This window comes from Arthrobacter sp. 01L42, from assembly GCF_056400005.1.
On the sequence record NZ_JBFTSL010000027.1, the window covers coordinates 1 to 18,884 of the forward strand.

Here is an 18,884-nt window from a genome sequence, read left to right on the forward strand (position 1 = left end):
CACACACCAGCCCCGGAGCTTCAGAGGTCCGGCGCTGGTGTTTTAGTGCTGCTTACGGGGCGACCGTGAGAGCGCGGCGGGTGGCCGTGAAGTCCAGACCTGGTTGGTTTTCTATGTCGCTCATGTGTGCGGAGATGACCTTCTGCCTTCCCGCTGCATATAGATGAGGCTCCCGGCCTTGACAAGTATTATCCCGCCAAACATACTTGAGTCACCCGGGACCACTATCTATTACTTTCCAGCCAAGGAGCACCAATGCTGCACATCACCGTCACCGCCAAGAAGCCTGTCAATCCTGAACAGGACGGTCTCGGCCGCCCGTACGTCGGCTATGAACCCGGCATGAGCCAGGATGAAATGTACGAGGCTAACCACGGCGAATGGGCAATCGGGGCCCGTGGCCAGAAGGAGCGGTACGCGCTGTTCTCCTTCGGGCGGACCGTCATCCAGGCCGTCGAAATCGACTCCCTGGAACGCACCACGCTGTACGGACGGAACCCCGAGGAGAAGCGCGATGACCGCTACACGATCCACGGCAAGATCCTCAGCAAGGGACACCCGGTCTTCGACAGGTACGTCGGCCACCCTAGCCCCGTCAGCGCCGCCCGGAACCCGGTTCGCTACTTCGAGGACACTGACTTCGACGGCGAAGCCGGCCAGCCTTGCCGGTGCGGGTGCGGCGAGATGACGACGGGAGGCGACTTCGTTCCCGGCCACGACCAGAAGGCCATCCACGAGCGCATCGCGCGGATCGGTACTGTTGCCGAGTTCCTGGACTGGATGGACGTCGTACGGCCCGCTTCACTTAGCAGGTAGGACCTGGAAGGCCCGGGCACAGTCTCTTAGGGCAGGGCCCGGGCCTTCCTGGTGACCTCTGGCCGAGCCGGTGCTTCTGGGCCATCCAGTGACAGGACAAAGCCCGCAAGTTTGCTTCAGCCATACCTGGCATCCCATGTGTGCGAGGGGCGCGCCTATTGAGCCACGGTATCCGGACCTTCGTAGGCAGGGGAGTACAACATCGGCCAAACGCGTGGTGCTGAATCGAATGCAGCAGCTGCCCTACAAAGCCGGTGGTGCTCCTAAGAGCAACCGATCAAATGTTTCTGGTGTGGGTAAGTCGTTGTCAGAGTCGATCATGTTAATAAGAACATCGCGGAGGAGGACCCACGATTCCTCGGCCGTCTTGACCAGAACTGCTTCCTTGATTCCTGCTCCATGTACAGCTTTGGAGCGCAATCCATAGAGCTTCTTTATCCGGCTTCTGATTGCCACTCTTGACTCAGGGTCATCGGAGAGTATGACCGCTAGGTACATCGGGATTCTGTAGCTCAGTTCATGTTCGATCCCAAGCAAAGATTCAAGGCCCGCCCACGACGTGGCAATAGACATTCGTTCGGTGGACTGAAATGGTGCTTCACTGAGGGAATCGAAAGCAAGGCGGAAGCCCGGTTCTTCGTAAAGTTCGAACGTACGCCTCATGCGTTGAACCACCCAGTTGAGGTCACCGGATGAAACGAAGCCGATCGGAAGCAGCTGCGTTTTGCGCTCTTCCAAGGCAATGGGGTTGAGGAAGACCTGCTTATCTTTTCCTGCTATTTGGTTCCACGAGGTGTCACTCCAGAAGGGCACCCTAAAGAAGCAGCCGCCCCGGGCTCGGAGCAAGCACAAAACCAGATGGGCAAGTTTCAATGCCTGCTCAGAATCGAGTGCGATGGTGTTACTGATGTATAGCTCGTAGAGCCTCGAGCGGGGCTCACCGAAGACTTGATACGTGTAGTGGGCGCATTCGTCGGTAAGCGCTTGGAGTAGGTGGATTTGTCCTGGAAAGTTGTCCACGACATGAAGACTGATGAGTCCGCTGTCGATGAGAAACTGACCTTCTTGGTGACTCTCCGTCACAACGCCTGAAACATCGTAAGGAACACCCGAGATACATTCGTCATCGAGTTCTCTCACACCTTGAAGAAGGAAGAAATACCCCGCCCGCTTATCATTTTGCGAGTAAGCATGGGACCGTGCTTCGGCAGACCTCATCACTTGGTCAACACGGGCATATCGCGCCCTAATCTCATCCAGTCGTGAAAGAGGGCCACCAGTTTGCTGTGATGGTTCGTCCATACGGGCCTTCATCCTTTTCTTCTTGACGGCAGCCGACAAGTTGGAGGTTGTGCATGATCGCCGGCACGCTGGGGTGACGTGATCGCCATCGGTGACCTGGCGATTGTGTGCAGCCGGTCCGATGGGTCCCGTCGTCCAGATGTGTGCGGGAAAAGCAGCGGAGCGATTGGGCTTTTGCCGTGCACATGTGGGCGAGGGGTTACTACTCGGAGCCGCCAGCAACCGGAGCGGACTTCTGCGTTCGGCCACGCGGACGCCCGCCGGCCTTCTTGGCCGGAGCGTCCAAGCCGAAGCCCCGCAGGTCGGATTCGGTCCAGTCTGCGCGCAACGCCATCTGATAATCCTTGGCATATTTCTGCTCGGCCGCGGCAAGCAGCTGGGCAGCCTCCTGGACCTCAACACCGCTGGCAGCGGCCCTCTTCACCGCGTTCACTTTGGTGTCCCTGGCGGCGTCGATCTTGGCGGCAGCTTTTGCGGCAATGTCTTTGATGTCCATACCTAAACCCTACCGGCCGCCGCTGACACCGGACGGCAGGTTCTCGGAGACCACGCACATGAGGCGAAAAAACCATCAAAGACCACGGTGCGGAGCAAGCTATACACTTACACGGGTGTAAGTGGCTTGCCGCGCTCGACACTGGCGGTCGAGTGCGGCACACTGGTCAGTGTGGTCCCCGGTTCCGGGGTCGCTGCGCTGGGCCTTTGAAGGGATGGATTGAATGTCGGATGAGGACTTCACTCACCGTTTCAATCTGTCGCGCCGACGCCGGGAGAATACTCCCGCCGGCAGCAAGAAGCGCCGTGACCTGTGGGTCACTGTTGAAGAGGAAGCCGCGCTTGTGGCTAGGGCTGAGCGGGAGAAGGTTTCCGTCCCGAACTTGCTGATCACAGCGGCGTTGTCCGAGACGCAGGAGACGACAACGGAACGGCGTGCCGCTATTGCGGAATTGATGTCCCTGCACAATCTGCTGGCTCGTTCTTCGAACAACATCAACCAGCTCGCACGTCAGGCCAACGCCACGAGCGAGTTCCCTGCCGAGGCGCACGAAGCGTTGAAGCACCTCCGGTCGGTGGCGATGCGTATTGACCGCACCATTGAGGGGTTGATGTAGGGATGATCCCGAACATCACCCGCGGTTCACGCATGGGCGGACTCATGGTTTATTTGGCCTCGACCGATGCCAACAAGACCAAGAACGCACACAGCGATCCCCACTTGGTAGCGGGCGACGCTGCGATCATGGCGTGGTACGACGACGGTGTTCTGAACCATGACGATGCCCTGGCTATTGCCAAGCATCTTGACCAGCCGCGCAGGGCATATGACGTATCGGTGCAGATTAAGGACATGCAGTGGGACGCGGCCAAGAAGGAGCGCGTCCACGTCGGCTACAAGGATGCCAGCGTGTGGCACTGCTCGCTGAGTCTGCGCGCCGAAGAGGGCGCATTGACGGACCAGCAGTGGGGCGATATCGCCAACGACTTCGTGGACTCCATGGGCTTTACCGAAGCCAGTGGGAAGGCCCGCTGCCGGTGGGTCGCGGTCAACCACGGCACGAGTGAGAACGGCAATCACCACATCCACCTGGCCGTGTCCCTGGTCCGCGAAGACGGCACCAAAGCATCGACCCACGGGGACTACAAGAGGGCGCAGGAGTCGTGCCGTGAGCTGGAGGTTAAGTACGGGCTGGAACAGCTCTCTACCGTGCACTCCACCCGTGGCTACGACCGGGCCGAGAAGGCCACCGCTGTCCGGGACGAGCGGGAGATGCACCGGTCCTCTTTGGCCCGGAAAGTCCGTGCCAGCGCCAGCTCTTCCGCGACAGAGGGTGAGTTTGTCCGGCGTGCCCGCGACACCGGGATGCTGGTCCGACCCCGCTATGCGAAGAACACCACCGAGGTCATCGTTGGCTACTCCGTGGCCGAACGCCCCAAGCAGGGCGAGCGGCCTATCTGGTTCGGCGGCGGCACCCTCGCCTCGGACCTGAAGCTGGGTGCTTTGCGTGAAGAGTGGATGGACTCACCGCACCTTGCAACAGAGGCTGCAGCTGAGTGGAACGCGGCAGCCCGCAACAGGCGCACCGTGTCCAGGACCGGCCCCGAGAACGGAACACCTCCGGCGGAAATGTGGGTGGAGTACACCCGGAACGCGACCGCGTTGGTGGAGCATCTGCGCACACTGCCTCGTGATGATCACGCGACCTGGGCGAAGGCAGCGCGGGAAGTCTCCGGCGCGTTCGCGGCGTGGTCCCACCGGCTCGAACCGACGCCGGGTCCGTTGGCGGCCACCGCCGCCGAACTGTCCCGCACCGCCCAGCTCCGCGCCCCCCGGCAGCACAGCAAGCCCGTCGCCCTGCCGTCCATTGCCGGCACTGCCATGTTGTTCATGGCCGCGTCCAGCAAGAACAAGACGGCCGCCCAGTCGGCGCTCATGCTGCAGTTGGTCAACACTGCCTTTGCCATCCACGAAATGCACCAACAGTCCGGACGGACCCGTGAAGCGCAGCGGCTCCGTGCCGTCGTCACGGAACAGCTGAAGCCGTTCGCGGCGACGATGCCCCGGCCGGTCACCGTCGGTGCACCGGAACAGGCAGCGGCATCGAACTCCGTAGAACTTGGGCTGCGTGGCATGGCGCCCATCCGTCCAGGGTCAGCGGTGCCGAGCACACCAACGCCGGCCAGGACCCGCCAGTACACGGGCCGTGATTCGGGCCCCGTACTTGACCGATAACGACTACCACCAACTGCAAGGGGAGCACGATGAGTGAATCAGACGGAATTGAAGAAGTTCTGGACGGCGGAATGCGGCAGTCGCTGATGATCGCGTCCCGCATTGCCGAGACGCTGGCCCGTCGCCGGCAGGAGTCCCAACGGCAGCAGGAACACCAGGATGCACAGGCAGCGCACGAAGCGCAGGCACGCCTTGCGGCAGACCGCAGTGCAGCGCACGCGGCGCTGGCACCGGTAGAGAAGGACCAGTGGTGGGACAAGGCCCGGCCCCATGACATTGCCACGGCCCACGCCGTCGCGATGAGCTGGAAAGACTACGACCCGACCGCCCTAGCGGCCTCGGAAAAGATCCGTAGGCAAGTCCTCGCCCGCTACGGCATCGACACCCGCGACGTCGGCGCGGACGGCGCCTACCTGGAGTCAGGGATCCAGACCATCACCACGGACAAGGCCCGGCAGGACGCACTGGAACGCAGCCAGGAAGAGACACGCAGGGCGGCCGCCGAGCACGAGAAGGCCATGGGATTGCTCGCCGCGGCCCGCGCGGAAGAACTCCGCGCCCAGGCCGCGACACTGGCCCCGGAAATGGAACGCCACCAGGTGCCCGTGGAATACCTTGCCAACCCCGAGCTGGCCCAGGCATTGCAGACTGCCCACACCGCCAAGACACCTACAGCGGTAGAGGCAGCGGACGCCATCGTGAAGGAACGCCTGTTCCTCATCGGCAAGGACGGCATCAACGGTCCCGACATCGACCAGCTCCGCAAAGAGACCACCGCGAACATCAACGGCGCCGGCGACGCGCACTTCGAGGATCCGGAGTTCGTGCAAGCAGCCAAGAATATGCACGAGGCCAGGCTTCTGGCCGCGGCCGGTGTCAAGAGCGAACAGTGGGAGTACCTGGAACAGCGGTACGAGCAAGCCGAAAAGGAACTCTTCGCCCGCATGGAAAGCGTCGGCCGCGAGATCGAGAACCGCGTCACCGGCAACGACAGCAGCCGGCTCAAAGACCAGGGACTGAAGACTGAGGCGACGTCGGCCGCCGACTATGGCTCAGCGGAACGCCAGGAAGCTTTCGCCGCATCCTTGGCCGGAACCGGAGCGAACGAAGCACAAGTCCGTGGGCGCGCCACCGCAGAACGCAGTGAGGGCACACACCCCCGCGCGGCGGTCACCATGGGCAAGAGTGCAGCTAAAGCCAAGAAGACCCGCACAGGGGCGGCCGTGGGTGCGGAACGGACCAAGAGCGGTCCGGCTCGCTAGGCAGTTGCCCGGTATCTGGACTCAGTCCGCTGAGCCTGGCATCGGAGTGTCTCACTGAACAACAGGAAGCCCCGATCGGGTCATCCGGTCGGGGTTTCTAAACTGTCTTTATGAACCGCTTTTTTTGCCCCAATGTATGTGTTACTTTTCAACCAGCCTTTCATTTGGGGGAGGCGATCAATGCGGATCGCTTGAAAGGAAGAACGTGGTTCAAACACGAAGAAAATTCGGCGCGACTGTCATGGCAATCGGAGTCTCACTGGCGGTACTGCTGCCGACATCCGCCGTCACAGCAAATGCGGCGACCGAGGATAAAACCTCAAGTGCGGAAACCCAGTACAACGGGATTTACGTCGTCAGTGAGGCAGCCGTTGCTCCTGACGTGGAAGGCAAAGCCACGTTCATCCCGCTTCCGGAGAATGCGAAGCAGTCACTTGTTGTCCTTCCGGAGGTTGCTCGGAAGCTGAACCTCAAGCAGGGCAAGGTAGCTAAAGCCGATGAGGCTCGCGTTTTTGGTGAGCTTGGGGCGCCCGGCGGCAAGAAGAAATCCGAACCCACTGTCACGCCAATGGCAACAACCAGTAACTGGACGAATTTCAACGCCCCGCTCGGCGGCGGGTGGTCGGGTTCAATCCGTCGCAACACCTCTTTCATCGGGTCGGGCGGCAAGGTCTACAACTGGTACATGGATGGAGCCACCGGCACCTCGGTCTGCGCCCAGGGCGTCGGCTACTACCAGGGATACTACGGAAGCAGCTTTGGCATCTGGAGGACCTGGTACGACATTGGTTGCGGACGGGCTGCCACTATTCGCGTTCCGTGGGACGGAGTCTCTGCCTATCCCGAATTCAACGTAAGGTCGATCACCTATACGTGGGGTTTTGGGCAGTTCGAGTAAATCGGACGACTGAAACTGCATGAGAAATGGAGGGATGACATGTCATCCCTCCATTTCTTTACCATTTTGTGTGACAGCTTTGTCATGCATACTTGACCGGCCCGCGATATGCTTCTGGCTATTCATTACACAGCGGGAGCATGCAAGAGAGACATCACCACTGATCCGCGTTTCCGCCGAGCAGTCCAACTAAATGCGTGAGGACGGACGTTATGACTACCCCCGATGAACCGAACGGAAGCCTGGTTGGCTCCGAAGACGGTGGCGGACACAGCTGGCCACCCAAGCTTTCAGCTCACCGACTGTGTACTGTCGGCATCGTCCTCATCTGCGTGGGCGTATTGGGCGGTGAGTGGATCATGCCGGCTCTGGCTATCGCCATAGATTCCGCATCGGGGTCCACTGCTCAGATCGGGACGAGCCTCGTATTTGGCCTGGCAGGTCTCTTGACGAAGCTCATGCTTCCCCTGGGCATCGGCCTGTTTTCAGCATCCCTTGTGGTTCGAGCGTTGGACGCCAGCCCAAGATAACTGGTGCCCATATGCAATCGGGCGACGTTTGCGGCCCTCGGGCCTGTGAGCCACGCCCACCTTATGTCAGGATAATTTCAACGAGACAAGTGGGGGTCTGAAGACCATGGACAAGCTCAAGTACAGGAACGCCGCCGCCGCTCTGGCGCTAGGGTGCCTCCTTTCAAGTTGCGCGGCAGCTGGACAGCAGACCGCTGCGCAACAGCCGGCTGCGCAACAGCCAGCCGGACAACAGTTGGTGGATCAGGGGCTACCCGAATTCGGCTCCCTCGACGATGCCCTCCACGCCGTTGACAAAGTCCTGGGCTGCGAGAAGAAGCCCACGACGGATCCGATCATCAACAAGGCCATTGACGAGAAGGGGATCAAAGCCGAATATGCCGTGTGCTCCGGCCACGTCCAGATCGACTGGTTCAAGGATGAAGCGGGTCGGAAGGCGGACTACCAGGTGTACGCAGACGCCAAAACCCAGCCCGTCTCTGTCGTGACGGGAAAGAACTGGCTGGTCGTAGACCTCTCCGAGGCATTGCATGAGCCGGCCAGCGGGAAGGATCTGCAGAAACTCGCAAAGGAACTGGGGGCCGAGTACGCGGCTCTGAATCGGCCCTAGCCTCAGGGGGACATACCCCCGAAAACACAGAACCCCGTCCGGGCCATCCCGGACGGGGTTTCTTTTTGTGGGCCTCCAACGCAGCCTAAGGGCGCAGCCAAAGCCAAGAAGACCCGACCCGCGCAGGGGCAGCAGTTGGCTGAGCGGAGCAGAAGCGGGCCGGCCTTGTAGGGCTGACTGTGGCAAGTGTTTCCAGCCCCGGGAGGACGGTTGAAAATGACGGCACCCCCGTGATGTCTGGAGGGCTCGGCCTTCCGCTGAAGGTGGTACGTGACAGCCGGTGCAATATTTTGTCACGAAAATGACAAGCATACTTCTCTAGTCATTGGACAAAACCCGTGCCTAAAGTGAGCGCCATCACTCACTTCCAAGTCTGGGGGCACAATGCTTGTTGGGGGAAGGCGGCCTGCGCCGCAACGTTCAAATCGATCTGCCGGTGGCCATAGGCCGCCGGCTTTGTTGTTGCGGGGCGCCATCGCCTCCTGCCTGGGCATCGGCCTGCTGGCCGGGACCGCGGGCCCGGGCCTGGCAGTAGTGCCTGTCCCGATGGTCCTCCCCGGCGCCTCGTCCGGGGAACAGACCACCATCGGCGAGCTCGGCTCCCGGCCCGGGGCGACCCGGCTGCCGCTGCAGATCTCCGACCAGGTCACCGGCTCCGTGGACGTCGGCACCGGCAACCTGATGCTGTCCGTGAATGGGCTGGCCCTGCCAGGGGTCAATGCCGACGTTCCGCTCGGCGCGGTGTTCAACTCCCAGTCCACCGCCACAACCCAAGGGGACGCCGCACAACGGTGGACCCTGAACCTCGGCGGGACCGGTTCCCTTTCATCGATCCCTTCCGGCGTGCTCTACACCGCCGGCGACGGCTATTCGGCCCTGTTCACCCCGGTCTCCGGATCGACGACGGCGTTCACGGCACCGGCCGGGACGAAGGCCGACCTGGTGAAGTACGGGGACGGCACCTACACGCTGACGTCCAGAACCAACGCATCCGTTGTGACGTTCAACGCCGACGGGCGGGTGAAGTCCCTCGCGGACCGCAACGGCAACACGACGACGTTCACCCCGGGGACCGGGAAAATCACCGACATCAGCGGGAATAAGGGCGTGGGCGGCAAACTCGCCTACGACTCCTACTCCGGAACCCTCGCGACCATCTCCCTGACCAGCGGGTCAGCGACTCGGTCGGCTGCCCTGTTCAACGACGGCTACGGCAACTGGACCAGGTTCACCGATCCGGCCGGGAAGATCACGACCTTCGGCTACAACAGCGGAAGGATCTCGGCGATCACCCCGCCCACAGGCGGTAAAACCCTCCTGACCTACGACACCACCGGCCGGGTCACGCAGATCGAACGGGTCAACACCTCCGCCGGGTCCCCGGGGAACTCGATCACCCGGATCACCTACCCGACGAGCACCCAAACCCTCGTCGCCGGACCCAACACCGACCCCGCGGTTCCGGTCGCCTCGGGACCCCGCACCACGTACAACCTCAGCACGGACGGACGCGTCACCTCCGCGACGGATCCGATGGGCCGGGCACAGGGGGCGACCTACACCGGCGACTTCGACACGCTCACCGCCACCCAGGGCACCGGAACGACGTCGGGGACGACGACGAACACCTACGGGGCGAACTCCGGCCAGTCCATCACCGCCTCAGCCTCCCAGGGCGGCGCCGCCGGCCAGGCCGAGTACGCCAACACGGCCGTGAACACGAGGTACCTGGCCAGCTCGAGCACGGACGATGCCGGGAACAAGTCGCTCTACACCTACAACGGTGCCGGGAACGCGCTGACCTCCTCCGACGCCATGGCCGCCACGGCCACCCTGGGGTACAACACCAACCTGGACGGCACGGTTGTCTCCGCCCTCGCGCCGGGGAACGGGACGAACAAGACCCTGTACGGCTACAACAACCTCCACGAGCTCACGGACCTGACCCCGGTCACCGGCTCCTCGCTCGGGGCCAGGGCCTTTACCTACGATGCCTGGGCCCGGCCGCTCACCGCCACCGACGGCCGCGGTAACACCACCACCTATTCCTACGACGCCGTCGGACGGCTCATTGGCACGAGCTTCTCGGACGGCACCCCGGCCGTGGCGTACACGTACAACGCCAACGGCCAGGTCCTCACCCGGGTCGACGGCTCCGGCACCACCACCTACGGCTACGACCAGATGGGCCGGCTGACGTCCCGGGTGAACACCGCCGGCGGCGGGACCATCTCCTACGCCTACGACAAGGCCTCCAACCTGGTCTCCACCACGGACACCCGCGGCACCACCTCCTATGCCTTCGACACCTCGGGCGTCATGACCACGATGACCTACCTCTACAACGGCACGCCCCAGACCCTGGCCGTCGCGACCGATGACCGGGGCCGGCGCACCGATACCTGGCTGCAGGCCAGCGCGGACCGGACCACCTGGGCCGCGCACACCCACACCGACTACGACCGGACCGGACGGGTCACCCGCGTCCTCGCAGAGCAGGGGACAGGGGATGCCAGTAACTCCAATGTCGTGGACCTGACCTACTGCTATTCCGCCGGTTCCACAGCACCGACCTGCCCGAGCACCACGACGGCGGACCGGTCCAAGATCCAGTGGGTCAAGAACAACCTCACCGGAGCCGTCACCGCCTACACGTACGACAAGGCCGGGCGCCTCACTAAGGCCGCGATCACCGGCGGCTCATCGCCGACGACCTACCTCTACACCTACGATGCCCGCGGCAACCGGCTCACCGCCAGCGGCGGCACCGGGGCCAGCCAGAACTTCACCGCCAACCCGGCCAACCAGATCAGCACCGCCGGCTACACCTACGACGGGGCCGGCAACCTCACCGCCGACCCGAACGGCAGCTACGGCTACAACGGTGCCGAGCAGATGACCTCGGTCACCAAGGCCGGCACCACCTACAATTACACCTACGCCGGAGCCTCGCAGAACGAGGTGCTTTCCCAGACCACCCCGAACGGGACCTACAAGGTCATCTACGGCCGCACCGACGCCCAGGGCCAGCCCATCATCGAGCAGTACAAAAAGGACAACGCCACGGCCTACGTCGAGCACGACCCCGTCACCGGAGAAGCCCTGATGCTGCGCACCAGCTCCGGGATGCAGTCCCTCTACGTCTACGACGGCACAGGCAACCCGGCAGCGCTCATCACCAGTGCTTCCTACAGGGCATTCGCCTACGATTACGACCCCTACGGCGTCCCGACCATCACCGCGGACTCCGGCGGGCTCGGCACCTCCCAGAACCCCTACATGTTCAAGGCCGGCATCCAGGACCGCGTCACCGGCTGGGTCAAATACGGCCAACGCTGGTACAGCCCGACCCTCGGGCGGTGGACCCAGCAGGACACCCTCGACGCACCACTGAACCCCAAGAACGCCAACCGGTACGCCTTCGCCGGATGTGATGCCATCAACCACAGCGATCCAACCGGACGCAGTGTATGCGACGGTCTTACCGCTGCAGCGGCTGGGATAGGGGTTTTCGCCGCGGGCCTCTTCGGTTTGTCCGTTCTGGCTGATCTCTCCATCATTGCTCTTCCAGAAGGTGTGGCGCTCGGCGCCCTCTCAGGGGCGGCAGGGGCTGTCGCCGGCCTAACTGGCGGAGCAGCTTTCGTTGCATGCGCGGCAGGGTGGTGAACGATTGATCTACTGGCCACTTGTTCCGCTTGCCGCTGGTCTCATTCTGCTCGCCGCCTGCGCTCTCTATGTGAGGTCAAAGCGACCCGGCCCAGGACAGCCATACCAGGGATCGCGGATCGTCTTGATCTTCATAGGGCTTGCCCTGGCCCTGTGCGCCTCCGCTCTGATCGGGGTTTTTACGACACCCAGCTAATGCAACACGCCGTTGCTGCACCGATCACACTCAGATGGTGACCATGCCATTTGTCCCGCTCGCCGCCGGACTAATTATCTTCTGGGGTTGCTTCCTCTACGTGAGATCTATACGACTCGGCCCGGGAAAGCCCTTCTCGGGCCGGGGTGGGTGGCTGGGCTCGGGGGAGCCGTAACTGTCGTCTCATGCGTGATTTAGGGAGTGGCTTCAATGGGCAAGATAGTTACAGTGATTTCTCGGGCAACGTGGTGGCAGGTTGGCCTTCTTGTCGCGCTTGCCGTGGTGAGTCTCTTGGACCTAACTCCTCCACGTGTCGCGGGAGGAATATTGTTGTTGGCCTTCGCCCTTTTGATTGCTATGTGTAAGCTCCTCGCACGCGGCAACAGAGACGCGCCTCCCCAGGCATGACTTCTCCCAAGCCAGCAGAGAAGCGATTCTTTCCCAGTGTCGGAGGGGTCATCGCCGGGCTCCTCCCAGGGGTATTCGCACTATTCACAGATGTATCCCAACCATTTTGGATTGGCTTCAAGGTGGTCCTGGTAGCAGCGGCGCTGGGGTTCGCCGCTGCAAACATCATCGGGTTGGTCAAGCATCGTCGCTCATCTAGGGATGGAGCGAGGAATTACTTAGCTAGTGTCGTCGCACTCCCCGGGCCCCGACGGGGAGGCCGGGAGACCCCGGACCGATATGCGGTCCGAGGTCTCCCGAGGAAGTTAGGCCATGGTAGTGCCTTAAAGAAGGCAAGGGACAGAAAAGTCCTTGGAAGGAGCAGGAGTGAGCCTCCACTGGCGCGTGGCCAGGGCTGCCGCTCTTGGGGCGTAGTAAGAGGCTAGGGCAGGCAACTCCGATCTCACGCACCAAACACTACATGTGGCGTCTTTTCCACAATTTTTGCCATATCTTGTGGTTCTGACATCACCGATAACCATGATTACGTAAAGCTGTGCTCTCCGTGCACCTCGGTTACCGACTACGGCTCCCCCGAACACCACGAAAAGTTCGGGGAATCCCTGACAAACACCGGCGCGAACGAAACCCAGATACGCGCACTCACCGCAGCCCACAGCAAGGGGTTCCGAAAGGGGCAAGAACGGCCTCACGTGGTAGTTCTTGGTCCGAACGGCTGGGGCGGTCCCGCCCGATGGGCGACTCCCAGGTTCCAAACCGGTTTTATCCAGATCACATTTATGTCACAAATACATACTTATTGCTCATTCTGTTCATTCCGGGCAGATACTTCTGGTATGCCGGAACCGGCACTCATGGAACAAGGGGGATCCAGATGCTATTGCGCCGCCTTACGCGTATTTCCGCTTTCTTCGCCGCACTTCTCTTCATCACCGTAACCGCCCTGCCCGCCCAGGCATACAGCTGGTCCGGCTATAAATGGGGCTCCTCAACCCTTGCCGTCTACATTGATGGCGGTCAAAGCGGGCAAAATTCCAGTGGATGGTCAGCGGCGACCTCCAACTGGTCCAGCGCGACCGATATTAACCTCTATGTCACGACGGGGACCGCCAACATTTATTTGCGCCAGACGCGAATTAGCAATGTGACGTGGGACGGTATTACTTACCGTTCGACGGCTGGAAGCCTGTACCAGGCACCCATGAATGCGTACCTGAATTCGTACTACACCGACGGGTACACCTACACAACGACTCGCGGTGTTGCGGCACATGAGCTGGGACACGCGCTTGGGTTGGAGCACGTGGGCGGGTGCTACTTGATGAACTCGGCGACGCCCAATCGTTGCGGAATTTACTATCCAACAAGCGACGAAATCGCCGGTGTCAACGCAATTTACTGAAAGGGGTGACCACCATGAAGAAACTTCCATTTCTCCCATCAATGGCTGCGGTCTTTGTCGGAGCTTTACTCCTGAGTGGCTGCGCCTCGCCGCAGGCACAACCGCCGGCCAAGACTACGTCCATAAGCGCAAGCTGGGCCAAGGCATACCCGACACTGAAGGATCTCGCACAGAGCGCTGACGCAATTGTCGTGGGGACAGTTGAGAAGTCCGCACCGGCAGCAGCTGTTGATGGCATCCCCTTCACAGACGCTACGGTGACCGTTAAATCGTGGCTGAAGGGAACCAAACCGGCAGCGACCATAACGGTGCAGCAAACCGGCGGGGCGCTGAAGGACTCGGTTGTTGTTGTGGAAGGCGATGCGATTATGCAGCCAGGGGAAGAATCCATGCTTTTCCTCCAGAAGAACGACGATGGCACATACGTGGCACTTTCAGGGCCGACAGGCCGTTTGCCGGTCTCCGGCACGTCGGTCAAGAAGATGCCGGATACCACCCTCACCGAAGCAATTCCTGAGACGCTTCCCGAACTGATTGCCGCCGTTACACGACTTCTCTGAAACGACCGCCCAACCCGACAAGGGGTCGGCCGATTCACTCGACGCACCCCGGGCTCGGGTTAGTTTTCAATCCAGGGAAGAGCAGGGATGGCCACGCCATCCCTGCTCTGACCTTCTTGGCGGGATGTTGCCATCTCCGGCGCCAAATGTGGGTCCCGATGAGACTGCAATTTAGGTCCATCGTGGGCACAAATCAGACTGACATTCCCAGACCGGATTTGCAGTCTCACTCAGCGCTGGGCGCTGCTTCTGACAGCCTTGCCCACAGCACCGCTTGGCAGCCCGCCGGCCGCGGGCTCGGTTTGAGTTTGAACTCAACGATGTATTCAAGCATCACTGGACACTCGATTAGTTGGCGCGTAGCCAGCGTCCATGCTCGAACGTTTGCTCGCACTGGGCTGGCTCTCCACTTGACTTGTATTTTAGGGTGCCGCCCATCTCACCCCATAGCACGATTGATTGCGAATTTCACGACGGCTTAACACAGTATTTCCTCAAGACTTCATGATCTAACTGCGTGTTTTTCGAAACCTTGACATTCAGGTTTAGCTGATGGAATGAACCGCATAAGCGTCGCTCGGGGCGCGCATTATTTCTTTTGGGGGAAATATGATCGAGATCAAGAGTGCACTTGCGGCGATACTAGTAACCATCGGGTTGGTATCAGTTCCAGTCGCCGCCCAGGCGAATGGAACCAGTGCAAGTCCGAATGGTAACTACTCGGTTGATGGAGTATCTTTCTACAATTATGCCTTAGTTCAAACCTCTAACGGCTTCGCTACCGGATACACCTACAGTGCTCCGGTATCTAAGTGTGTCATTGCTGGCGGAATAGCCGTTCAAGCACGCTTGATTCAAAATTACCAACAGAGCGCTGAGGTTCTTGTTTCCAGCAGTGCGATGTCATACTCGGATCGAACGCTCTGTGGCGCCCAAACGTGGCGGACGTCTGCAAGTTATGCCGGAAAGGGAAACTTCTATAGCAAGGGAATATCTTGGGCTTTCAACTATTCCAACTATGCTTACGAAGGATTCGAGACATTCCCAACGGGAATGCAGACTGCAAACTGACCTAAAACAATCTTGGGGGAATGTTTTGAAGAAAATAAAAATGACCGCCGGCACGAAGATCATGACCGCAACCGCTGCCCTTCTGATCGCGGGGATTGGCATGGGATCAGTTGCGGCTGCCGCTTCCATCTCCAGCGATGCGCCAGCCACGCGTCTAGCCTCTGAGCCTCACGACAATAGGAACCGCGAGGGGCAGACCATCTTCAAAAGAAACGCAGCCGGCCAGACGTACGGATCGATCAAGAACGTAGACGGCGTGGTCGTAGAACCCGATTTAATCAAAGCCCTTGCGACCAACGGAGAACTGGGCTATGTCAGTAACGATCAACTAAAAAAAGGGGAAGGGCATCCGTCGTTGTTCAAGTCCCCAGCGGAAGCCTTGAAATGGCAAGAGTCTCAAGGAAAAAAGGCAGTCAGCATTCCGGTGTACGACGAAGCCGGAACCACAAAGATCGGTGAGTTTGTGATCGCTCCGGGTTCTGGGGAAGTCGCCGGGGGTTAGTTTTTCAGAATAACTCGCGACACAAAAGCGAACTGCCACCATCGGATGGACTCTGATGGTGGCAGTTCTTTTGGTGGCAGGGTGGCTTTGGACTCAAGCAGCGGAGGCTTGGTTTCCCGGCTACAAGCGCGTCTGCATCGTCATGCCGGCCGACTCTTCCATGTCTGTCCTCGAATGACGACTTCCTGATCGCGTGAGGGGCTCATCAAACTCAAGCTCCGGCCCATGGGGTGTAGCCCGTGAGGTCGTTGATTGGGGCACCAAGACTGCTGAGGACACTTGAGGCGGCGATAGTCCAGTCCGATCCGGCCCACTCCAGGTTCATTTGCCCGCTGACAAGTGAGCCTTTCAGTGAGATTGCCATCTGAACAATTGCCTTGTCCGGTCCATCCATGGTGATCCGGTATCCCTTGATCTGCGGAACGGGATCGGGCAGGGATGCCGCCCTGGTGTTCAGGCTGTCCAGTACCCAGACCTTTTCCGGGGAATCCACGGCGTATTTGGTAACGACCGCTGCGGGGCCGTCCTGCCAGGTCACGGAGAGCATATGGGCTGCGGCGAACAGGGCCCCGGAGGGGTTGTGCGCGAAACACTTGGCTATGCCACCGGTGGTCGTGGCGGGCCCGAACGTCGTCGGGGCGGAAGGGACGGCAACTTTACGGTCCAGTGCCCAAATTGCTTCGGGTGCGGTCCGCGGTATTCCTTGTTCCCCCTTAGGCAGGGCGCAAGCAGTGCTGCTACCAGGGCCGGTCGGAAGCTCGCCGGAGAGTACATTGTCGTTGTTCTCACCAGGCCCGCCTCTATCTGCTTCGACGACGAACTCACCCACGACCGTTTTGCCGGCCACGTCATAGACGGGGATGGGGAATGATTTTCCGCGGCGGGCCTTTTGCCAGTCGACTGCGTCCTGGGGGCTCCTAAACGTCCGCATGGCTGCCGTGCCGTCGGCTTCTTCCAGGTCAGTGCGGTAGGCGTAGCCCCGGATGCCATTGGTTGCCATAACAGAGACTAGGTCGGGTGCTCCGGTTTCGTTCTGGACGCCGTACGAGTTGCCGTTTTCGTTGCGGACCCAGCCTGTGGTTTCCTGCCGCACGTACTGTGCCGTCAGTCGCCAGCGCGCGTCTGGTTCGGTCGTGATGGTCACGCTCTCCTGCCCAGGGGAGAGTGGGACGGTGAGTCCGCTCCGCTCTCCGAGCGAGCCGACGTCGGCCGCTGCACAAGAGCTGCTGGCGGCTCCTTCGTATTCGAAACGCCCAGGAGTCAGGCAGACAATATCCATTTGGACGCCGGTTGCCCCGTCCGGTGGTGCCCCGAGTTGCACAGTCGCCGTCCCCGAGTGTGTTGCTGTCACCGGCGATGATAGCGGCGTAACGCGCAGGCTGCCGGGCGTCACGAACACCCCGGCAGCAGTTGCGCCTACCCCGCCGAGAAGTCCCGCCCCCGCAAGTGCGGCGGCACTAAGCCAACGCCGAGCCCGCTTCCGAGCACGGGCGGGTCCCGTGTCCTGAACCCGTGTCACAAGTTCCGCCCGGAGTGCTCTGCTGAAACGGTCATCGCTGCGAAGCTCGTTCATGGCCTTTCTCCTTCCAGTGCGGGTTTAGTCGTTGGGTGTCCCTGAAATGATTCGGACAGCGACGCCTTCATACGCTTTCGTGCCCGATGCATGCGCGTCTTCGCCGCGGTCGGCGTCAGGTTCAGAACGGTTGCCGCCGCGACGACACTGTATTCCTCGAAGATGACCAGAGTCACGAGCTTTAGATCCAGGGCGTTTAGTCCCCCCAGCGCACGGGCGGCAACCTTGTCCATCTCGTTCTGCAGATACGGGTCGCCGGCGGCATCTGATACATCGCTGTTCCGAGGGAGAGAGCTCAGCAATCTTCGGTAGCGAAATGCGGCCCTCCCGCTATTACGGGCCACATTGGTCGTCGTGACGAGCAGCCAGGGAAGTACGGAGGCCCCCACGAGCCGCACCTTCGCCCGCCGCCGCCAAAGTTCGAGAAAGGCCGCGGCCATAATGTCTTCAGCGTCATGTCGATCCCCGGCCAGCCGGTAGGCATGGCGAAAGACTCTATCGCGGTGTCGGTCGAACAACACCCCAAAGGCTCCGCCGTCGCCCTCGAGGCTTTGCGACCACAACTCCTCATCTTCAGATTCAAAGTTCCCCATGCCTTGTATTGTCCGGGAAAGGCCAAAAGGTTTCACAACCAGAGAAGTTTAAAAAAGAATCTGCAATTCCGATGAAGTTGACATTCCCGCCAGGTCAGACCGCGCCGCTGATTGAGCTCTTGAACCGGGTCCTAGGGCGGAAGGCAGCACCGCCAATCCTCAAGCCCTTCAACATCAGTTCACCCCCTGGCTCAGAGTTCAGCAGTGACCCCGCAACCTCCGCGCGTGGCCACCCTGAGAAGCCGCGAACGCGAGGGCGATGCCCAACTTAGTCAAGATTGCGGAGCCTGCTGGCAGTCTCCCCTTTACGGTCCCGCTGGGTTCCTACATTGCCTGAGTTCGCACGTCAGGGAACCAGCCCTCAGGTGCTTTCTTTGGTTCCAGATGGTCAGGGTCGCGATGTTCTTTCATGTCGCAGTTAAAGAACGGCCCTTGAGGGTTCAGCAGGACGCCCATGTGAGCGTCTGCGTGGTCGCGCCACCAGACGCTCATTCCGGTGGCCGGGTCGAGGCGCAGGTGCTCCCAGGAACGCCACAGCGCCGCAACGCGGGAGACGGCTTCGGGGTGGAAGTACCACTCGATGCACCACTTCGCGGTCTTCCCGGTGACGCTGCGGACGTACGTCGGCAGCAGCTGCTCGTGAAGGAACTCCTCAGCCGTGCCATAGACGAGCTCCGGTGTCTTCTCCGGTTTTCCGTCTTCTCCCGTGCCGGGGTTGGGGGTCGGCGTGTCCGTGTCGAACAGTCCGAAATCATCTGCCATGG

At 60.9% G+C, this 18,884-nt stretch carries 16 protein-coding genes; 11 read left to right on the forward strand and 5 right to left on the reverse strand.

The window, feature by feature from the left end:
• The first annotated feature begins 255 nt into the window (after nucleotides 1-255).
• Entirely contained in the window at nucleotides 256-816 is a 561-nt protein-coding gene (locus tag AC1DN2_RS19335; RefSeq protein WP_476851566.1) for a hypothetical protein, read from the forward strand.
• Between the two features lie 243 nt (nucleotides 817-1,059).
• On the opposite strand, the gene AC1DN2_RS19340 is transcribed toward AC1DN2_RS19335, so the two are convergent.
• Nucleotides 1,060-2,118, reverse strand: coding sequence for a hypothetical protein (locus AC1DN2_RS19340; RefSeq protein ID WP_476851567.1), 1,059 nt, complete (start codon nucleotides 2,116-2,118; stop codon nucleotides 1,060-1,062).
• Between the two features lie 202 nt (nucleotides 2,119-2,320).
• On the reverse strand, nucleotides 2,321-2,614 hold the full coding sequence (locus AC1DN2_RS19345) for a hypothetical protein (RefSeq protein ID WP_476851568.1): 294 nt from the start codon (nucleotides 2,612-2,614) through the stop codon (nucleotides 2,321-2,323).
• Between the two features lie 223 nt (nucleotides 2,615-2,837).
• On the opposite strand from AC1DN2_RS19345, the gene mobC reads away from it, so the two are divergent.
• The 10 genes from mobC to AC1DN2_RS19395 all read left to right on the forward strand — a co-directional run bounded on the left by mobC (nucleotide 2,838) and on the right by AC1DN2_RS19395 (nucleotide 15,954).
• Nucleotides 2,838-3,230 (forward strand): plasmid mobilization relaxosome protein MobC, encoded by a 393-nt coding sequence (gene mobC / locus AC1DN2_RS19350; protein WP_476851569.1) that lies wholly within the window; start codon nucleotides 2,838-2,840, stop codon nucleotides 3,228-3,230.
• Between the two features lie 2 nt (nucleotides 3,231-3,232).
• The gene (locus AC1DN2_RS19355) at nucleotides 3,233-4,849 is read left to right on the forward strand and encodes a relaxase/mobilization nuclease domain-containing protein (RefSeq protein WP_476851570.1); all 1,617 of its coding nucleotides are present in this window, start codon (nucleotides 3,233-3,235) and stop codon (nucleotides 4,847-4,849) included.
• A gap of 29 nt (nucleotides 4,850-4,878) precedes the next feature.
• On the forward strand, nucleotides 4,879-6,111 hold the full coding sequence (locus AC1DN2_RS19360) for a hypothetical protein (RefSeq protein ID WP_476851571.1): 1,233 nt from the start codon (nucleotides 4,879-4,881) through the stop codon (nucleotides 6,109-6,111).
• A 205-nt stretch (nucleotides 6,112-6,316) separates the two neighbouring features.
• Nucleotides 6,317-7,009, forward strand: coding sequence for a hypothetical protein (locus tag AC1DN2_RS19365; RefSeq protein ID WP_243182102.1), 693 nt, complete (start codon nucleotides 6,317-6,319; stop codon nucleotides 7,007-7,009).
• Between the two features lie 768 nt (nucleotides 7,010-7,777).
• The gene (locus AC1DN2_RS19370) at nucleotides 7,778-8,149 is read left to right on the forward strand and encodes a hypothetical protein (RefSeq protein ID WP_476851572.1); all 372 of its coding nucleotides are present in this window, start codon (nucleotides 7,778-7,780) and stop codon (nucleotides 8,147-8,149) included.
• A 456-nt stretch (nucleotides 8,150-8,605) separates the two neighbouring features.
• Nucleotides 8,606-11,815, forward strand: coding sequence for an RHS repeat domain-containing protein (locus AC1DN2_RS19375; protein WP_243182100.1), 3,210 nt, complete (start codon nucleotides 8,606-8,608; stop codon nucleotides 11,813-11,815).
• 1,403 nt (nucleotides 11,816-13,218) lie between these two features.
• Nucleotides 13,219-13,821 (forward strand): zinc metalloprotease, encoded by a 603-nt coding sequence (locus tag AC1DN2_RS19380; protein WP_243182099.1) that lies wholly within the window; start codon nucleotides 13,219-13,221, stop codon nucleotides 13,819-13,821.
• A gap of 14 nt (nucleotides 13,822-13,835) precedes the next feature.
• Nucleotides 13,836-14,381: a hypothetical protein gene (locus AC1DN2_RS19385; protein WP_476851573.1), complete on the forward strand. Its 546-nt coding sequence runs from the start codon at nucleotides 13,836-13,838 to the stop codon at nucleotides 14,379-14,381.
• A gap of 609 nt (nucleotides 14,382-14,990) precedes the next feature.
• The gene (locus AC1DN2_RS19390; RefSeq protein ID WP_243182097.1) at nucleotides 14,991-15,452 is read left to right on the forward strand and encodes a hypothetical protein; all 462 of its coding nucleotides are present in this window, start codon (nucleotides 14,991-14,993) and stop codon (nucleotides 15,450-15,452) included.
• A gap of 40 nt (nucleotides 15,453-15,492) precedes the next feature.
• Nucleotides 15,493-15,954: a hypothetical protein gene (locus tag AC1DN2_RS19395; protein WP_243182096.1), complete on the forward strand. Its 462-nt coding sequence runs from the start codon at nucleotides 15,493-15,495 to the stop codon at nucleotides 15,952-15,954.
• 211 nt (nucleotides 15,955-16,165) lie between these two features.
• On the opposite strand, the gene AC1DN2_RS19400 is transcribed toward AC1DN2_RS19395, so the two are convergent.
• From AC1DN2_RS19400 to AC1DN2_RS19410, 3 genes are all read right to left on the reverse strand, one after another.
• On the reverse strand, nucleotides 16,166-17,098 hold the full coding sequence (locus tag AC1DN2_RS19400; RefSeq protein ID WP_476851574.1) for a DUF8175 domain-containg protein: 933 nt from the start codon (nucleotides 17,096-17,098) through the stop codon (nucleotides 16,166-16,168).
• A gap of 425 nt (nucleotides 17,099-17,523) precedes the next feature.
• Nucleotides 17,524-18,120 (reverse strand): RNA polymerase sigma factor, encoded by a 597-nt coding sequence (locus AC1DN2_RS19405; protein WP_243182094.1) that lies wholly within the window; start codon nucleotides 18,118-18,120, stop codon nucleotides 17,524-17,526.
• A 324-nt stretch (nucleotides 18,121-18,444) separates the two neighbouring features.
• Nucleotides 18,445-18,882 (reverse strand): DUF4913 domain-containing protein, encoded by a 438-nt coding sequence (locus AC1DN2_RS19410; RefSeq protein ID WP_476851575.1) that lies wholly within the window; start codon nucleotides 18,880-18,882, stop codon nucleotides 18,445-18,447.
• Between the last annotated feature and the right edge of the window lie 2 nt (nucleotides 18,883-18,884).

What these genes read in the sequence shown, in the direction of transcription:
- AC1DN2_RS19385 (WP_476851573.1), top strand. Translation starts at nt 13,836, where the DNA reads ATGAAGAAACTTCCATTTCTCCCATCAATGGCTGCGGTCTTTGTCGGA.
- AC1DN2_RS19395 (WP_243182096.1), top strand. Translation starts at nt 15,493, where the DNA reads ATGACCGCCGGCACGAAGATCATGACCGCAACCGCTGCCCTTCTGATC.
- AC1DN2_RS19335 (WP_476851566.1), top strand. Translation starts at nt 256, where the DNA reads ATGCTGCACATCACCGTCACCGCCAAGAAGCCTGTCAATCCTGAACAG.
- AC1DN2_RS19405 (WP_243182094.1), bottom strand. Translation starts at nt 18,120, where the DNA reads ATGGGGAACTTTGAATCTGAAGATGAGGAGTTGTGGTCGCAAAGCCTC.
- AC1DN2_RS19390 (WP_243182097.1), top strand. Translation starts at nt 14,991, where the DNA reads ATGATCGAGATCAAGAGTGCACTTGCGGCGATACTAGTAACCATCGGG.
- mobC (WP_476851569.1), top strand. Translation starts at nt 2,838, where the DNA reads ATGTCGGATGAGGACTTCACTCACCGTTTCAATCTGTCGCGCCGACGC.
- AC1DN2_RS19340 (WP_476851567.1), bottom strand. Translation starts at nt 2,118, where the DNA reads ATGGACGAACCATCACAGCAAACTGGTGGCCCTCTTTCACGACTGGAT.
- AC1DN2_RS19345 (WP_476851568.1), bottom strand. Translation starts at nt 2,614, where the DNA reads ATGGACATCAAAGACATTGCCGCAAAAGCTGCCGCCAAGATCGACGCC.
- AC1DN2_RS19355 (WP_476851570.1), top strand. Translation starts at nt 3,233, where the DNA reads ATGATCCCGAACATCACCCGCGGTTCACGCATGGGCGGACTCATGGTT.
- AC1DN2_RS19410 (WP_476851575.1), bottom strand. Translation starts at nt 18,882, where the DNA reads ATGGCAGATGATTTCGGACTGTTCGACACGGACACGCCGACCCCCAAC.
- AC1DN2_RS19360 (WP_476851571.1), top strand. Translation starts at nt 4,879, where the DNA reads ATGAGTGAATCAGACGGAATTGAAGAAGTTCTGGACGGCGGAATGCGG.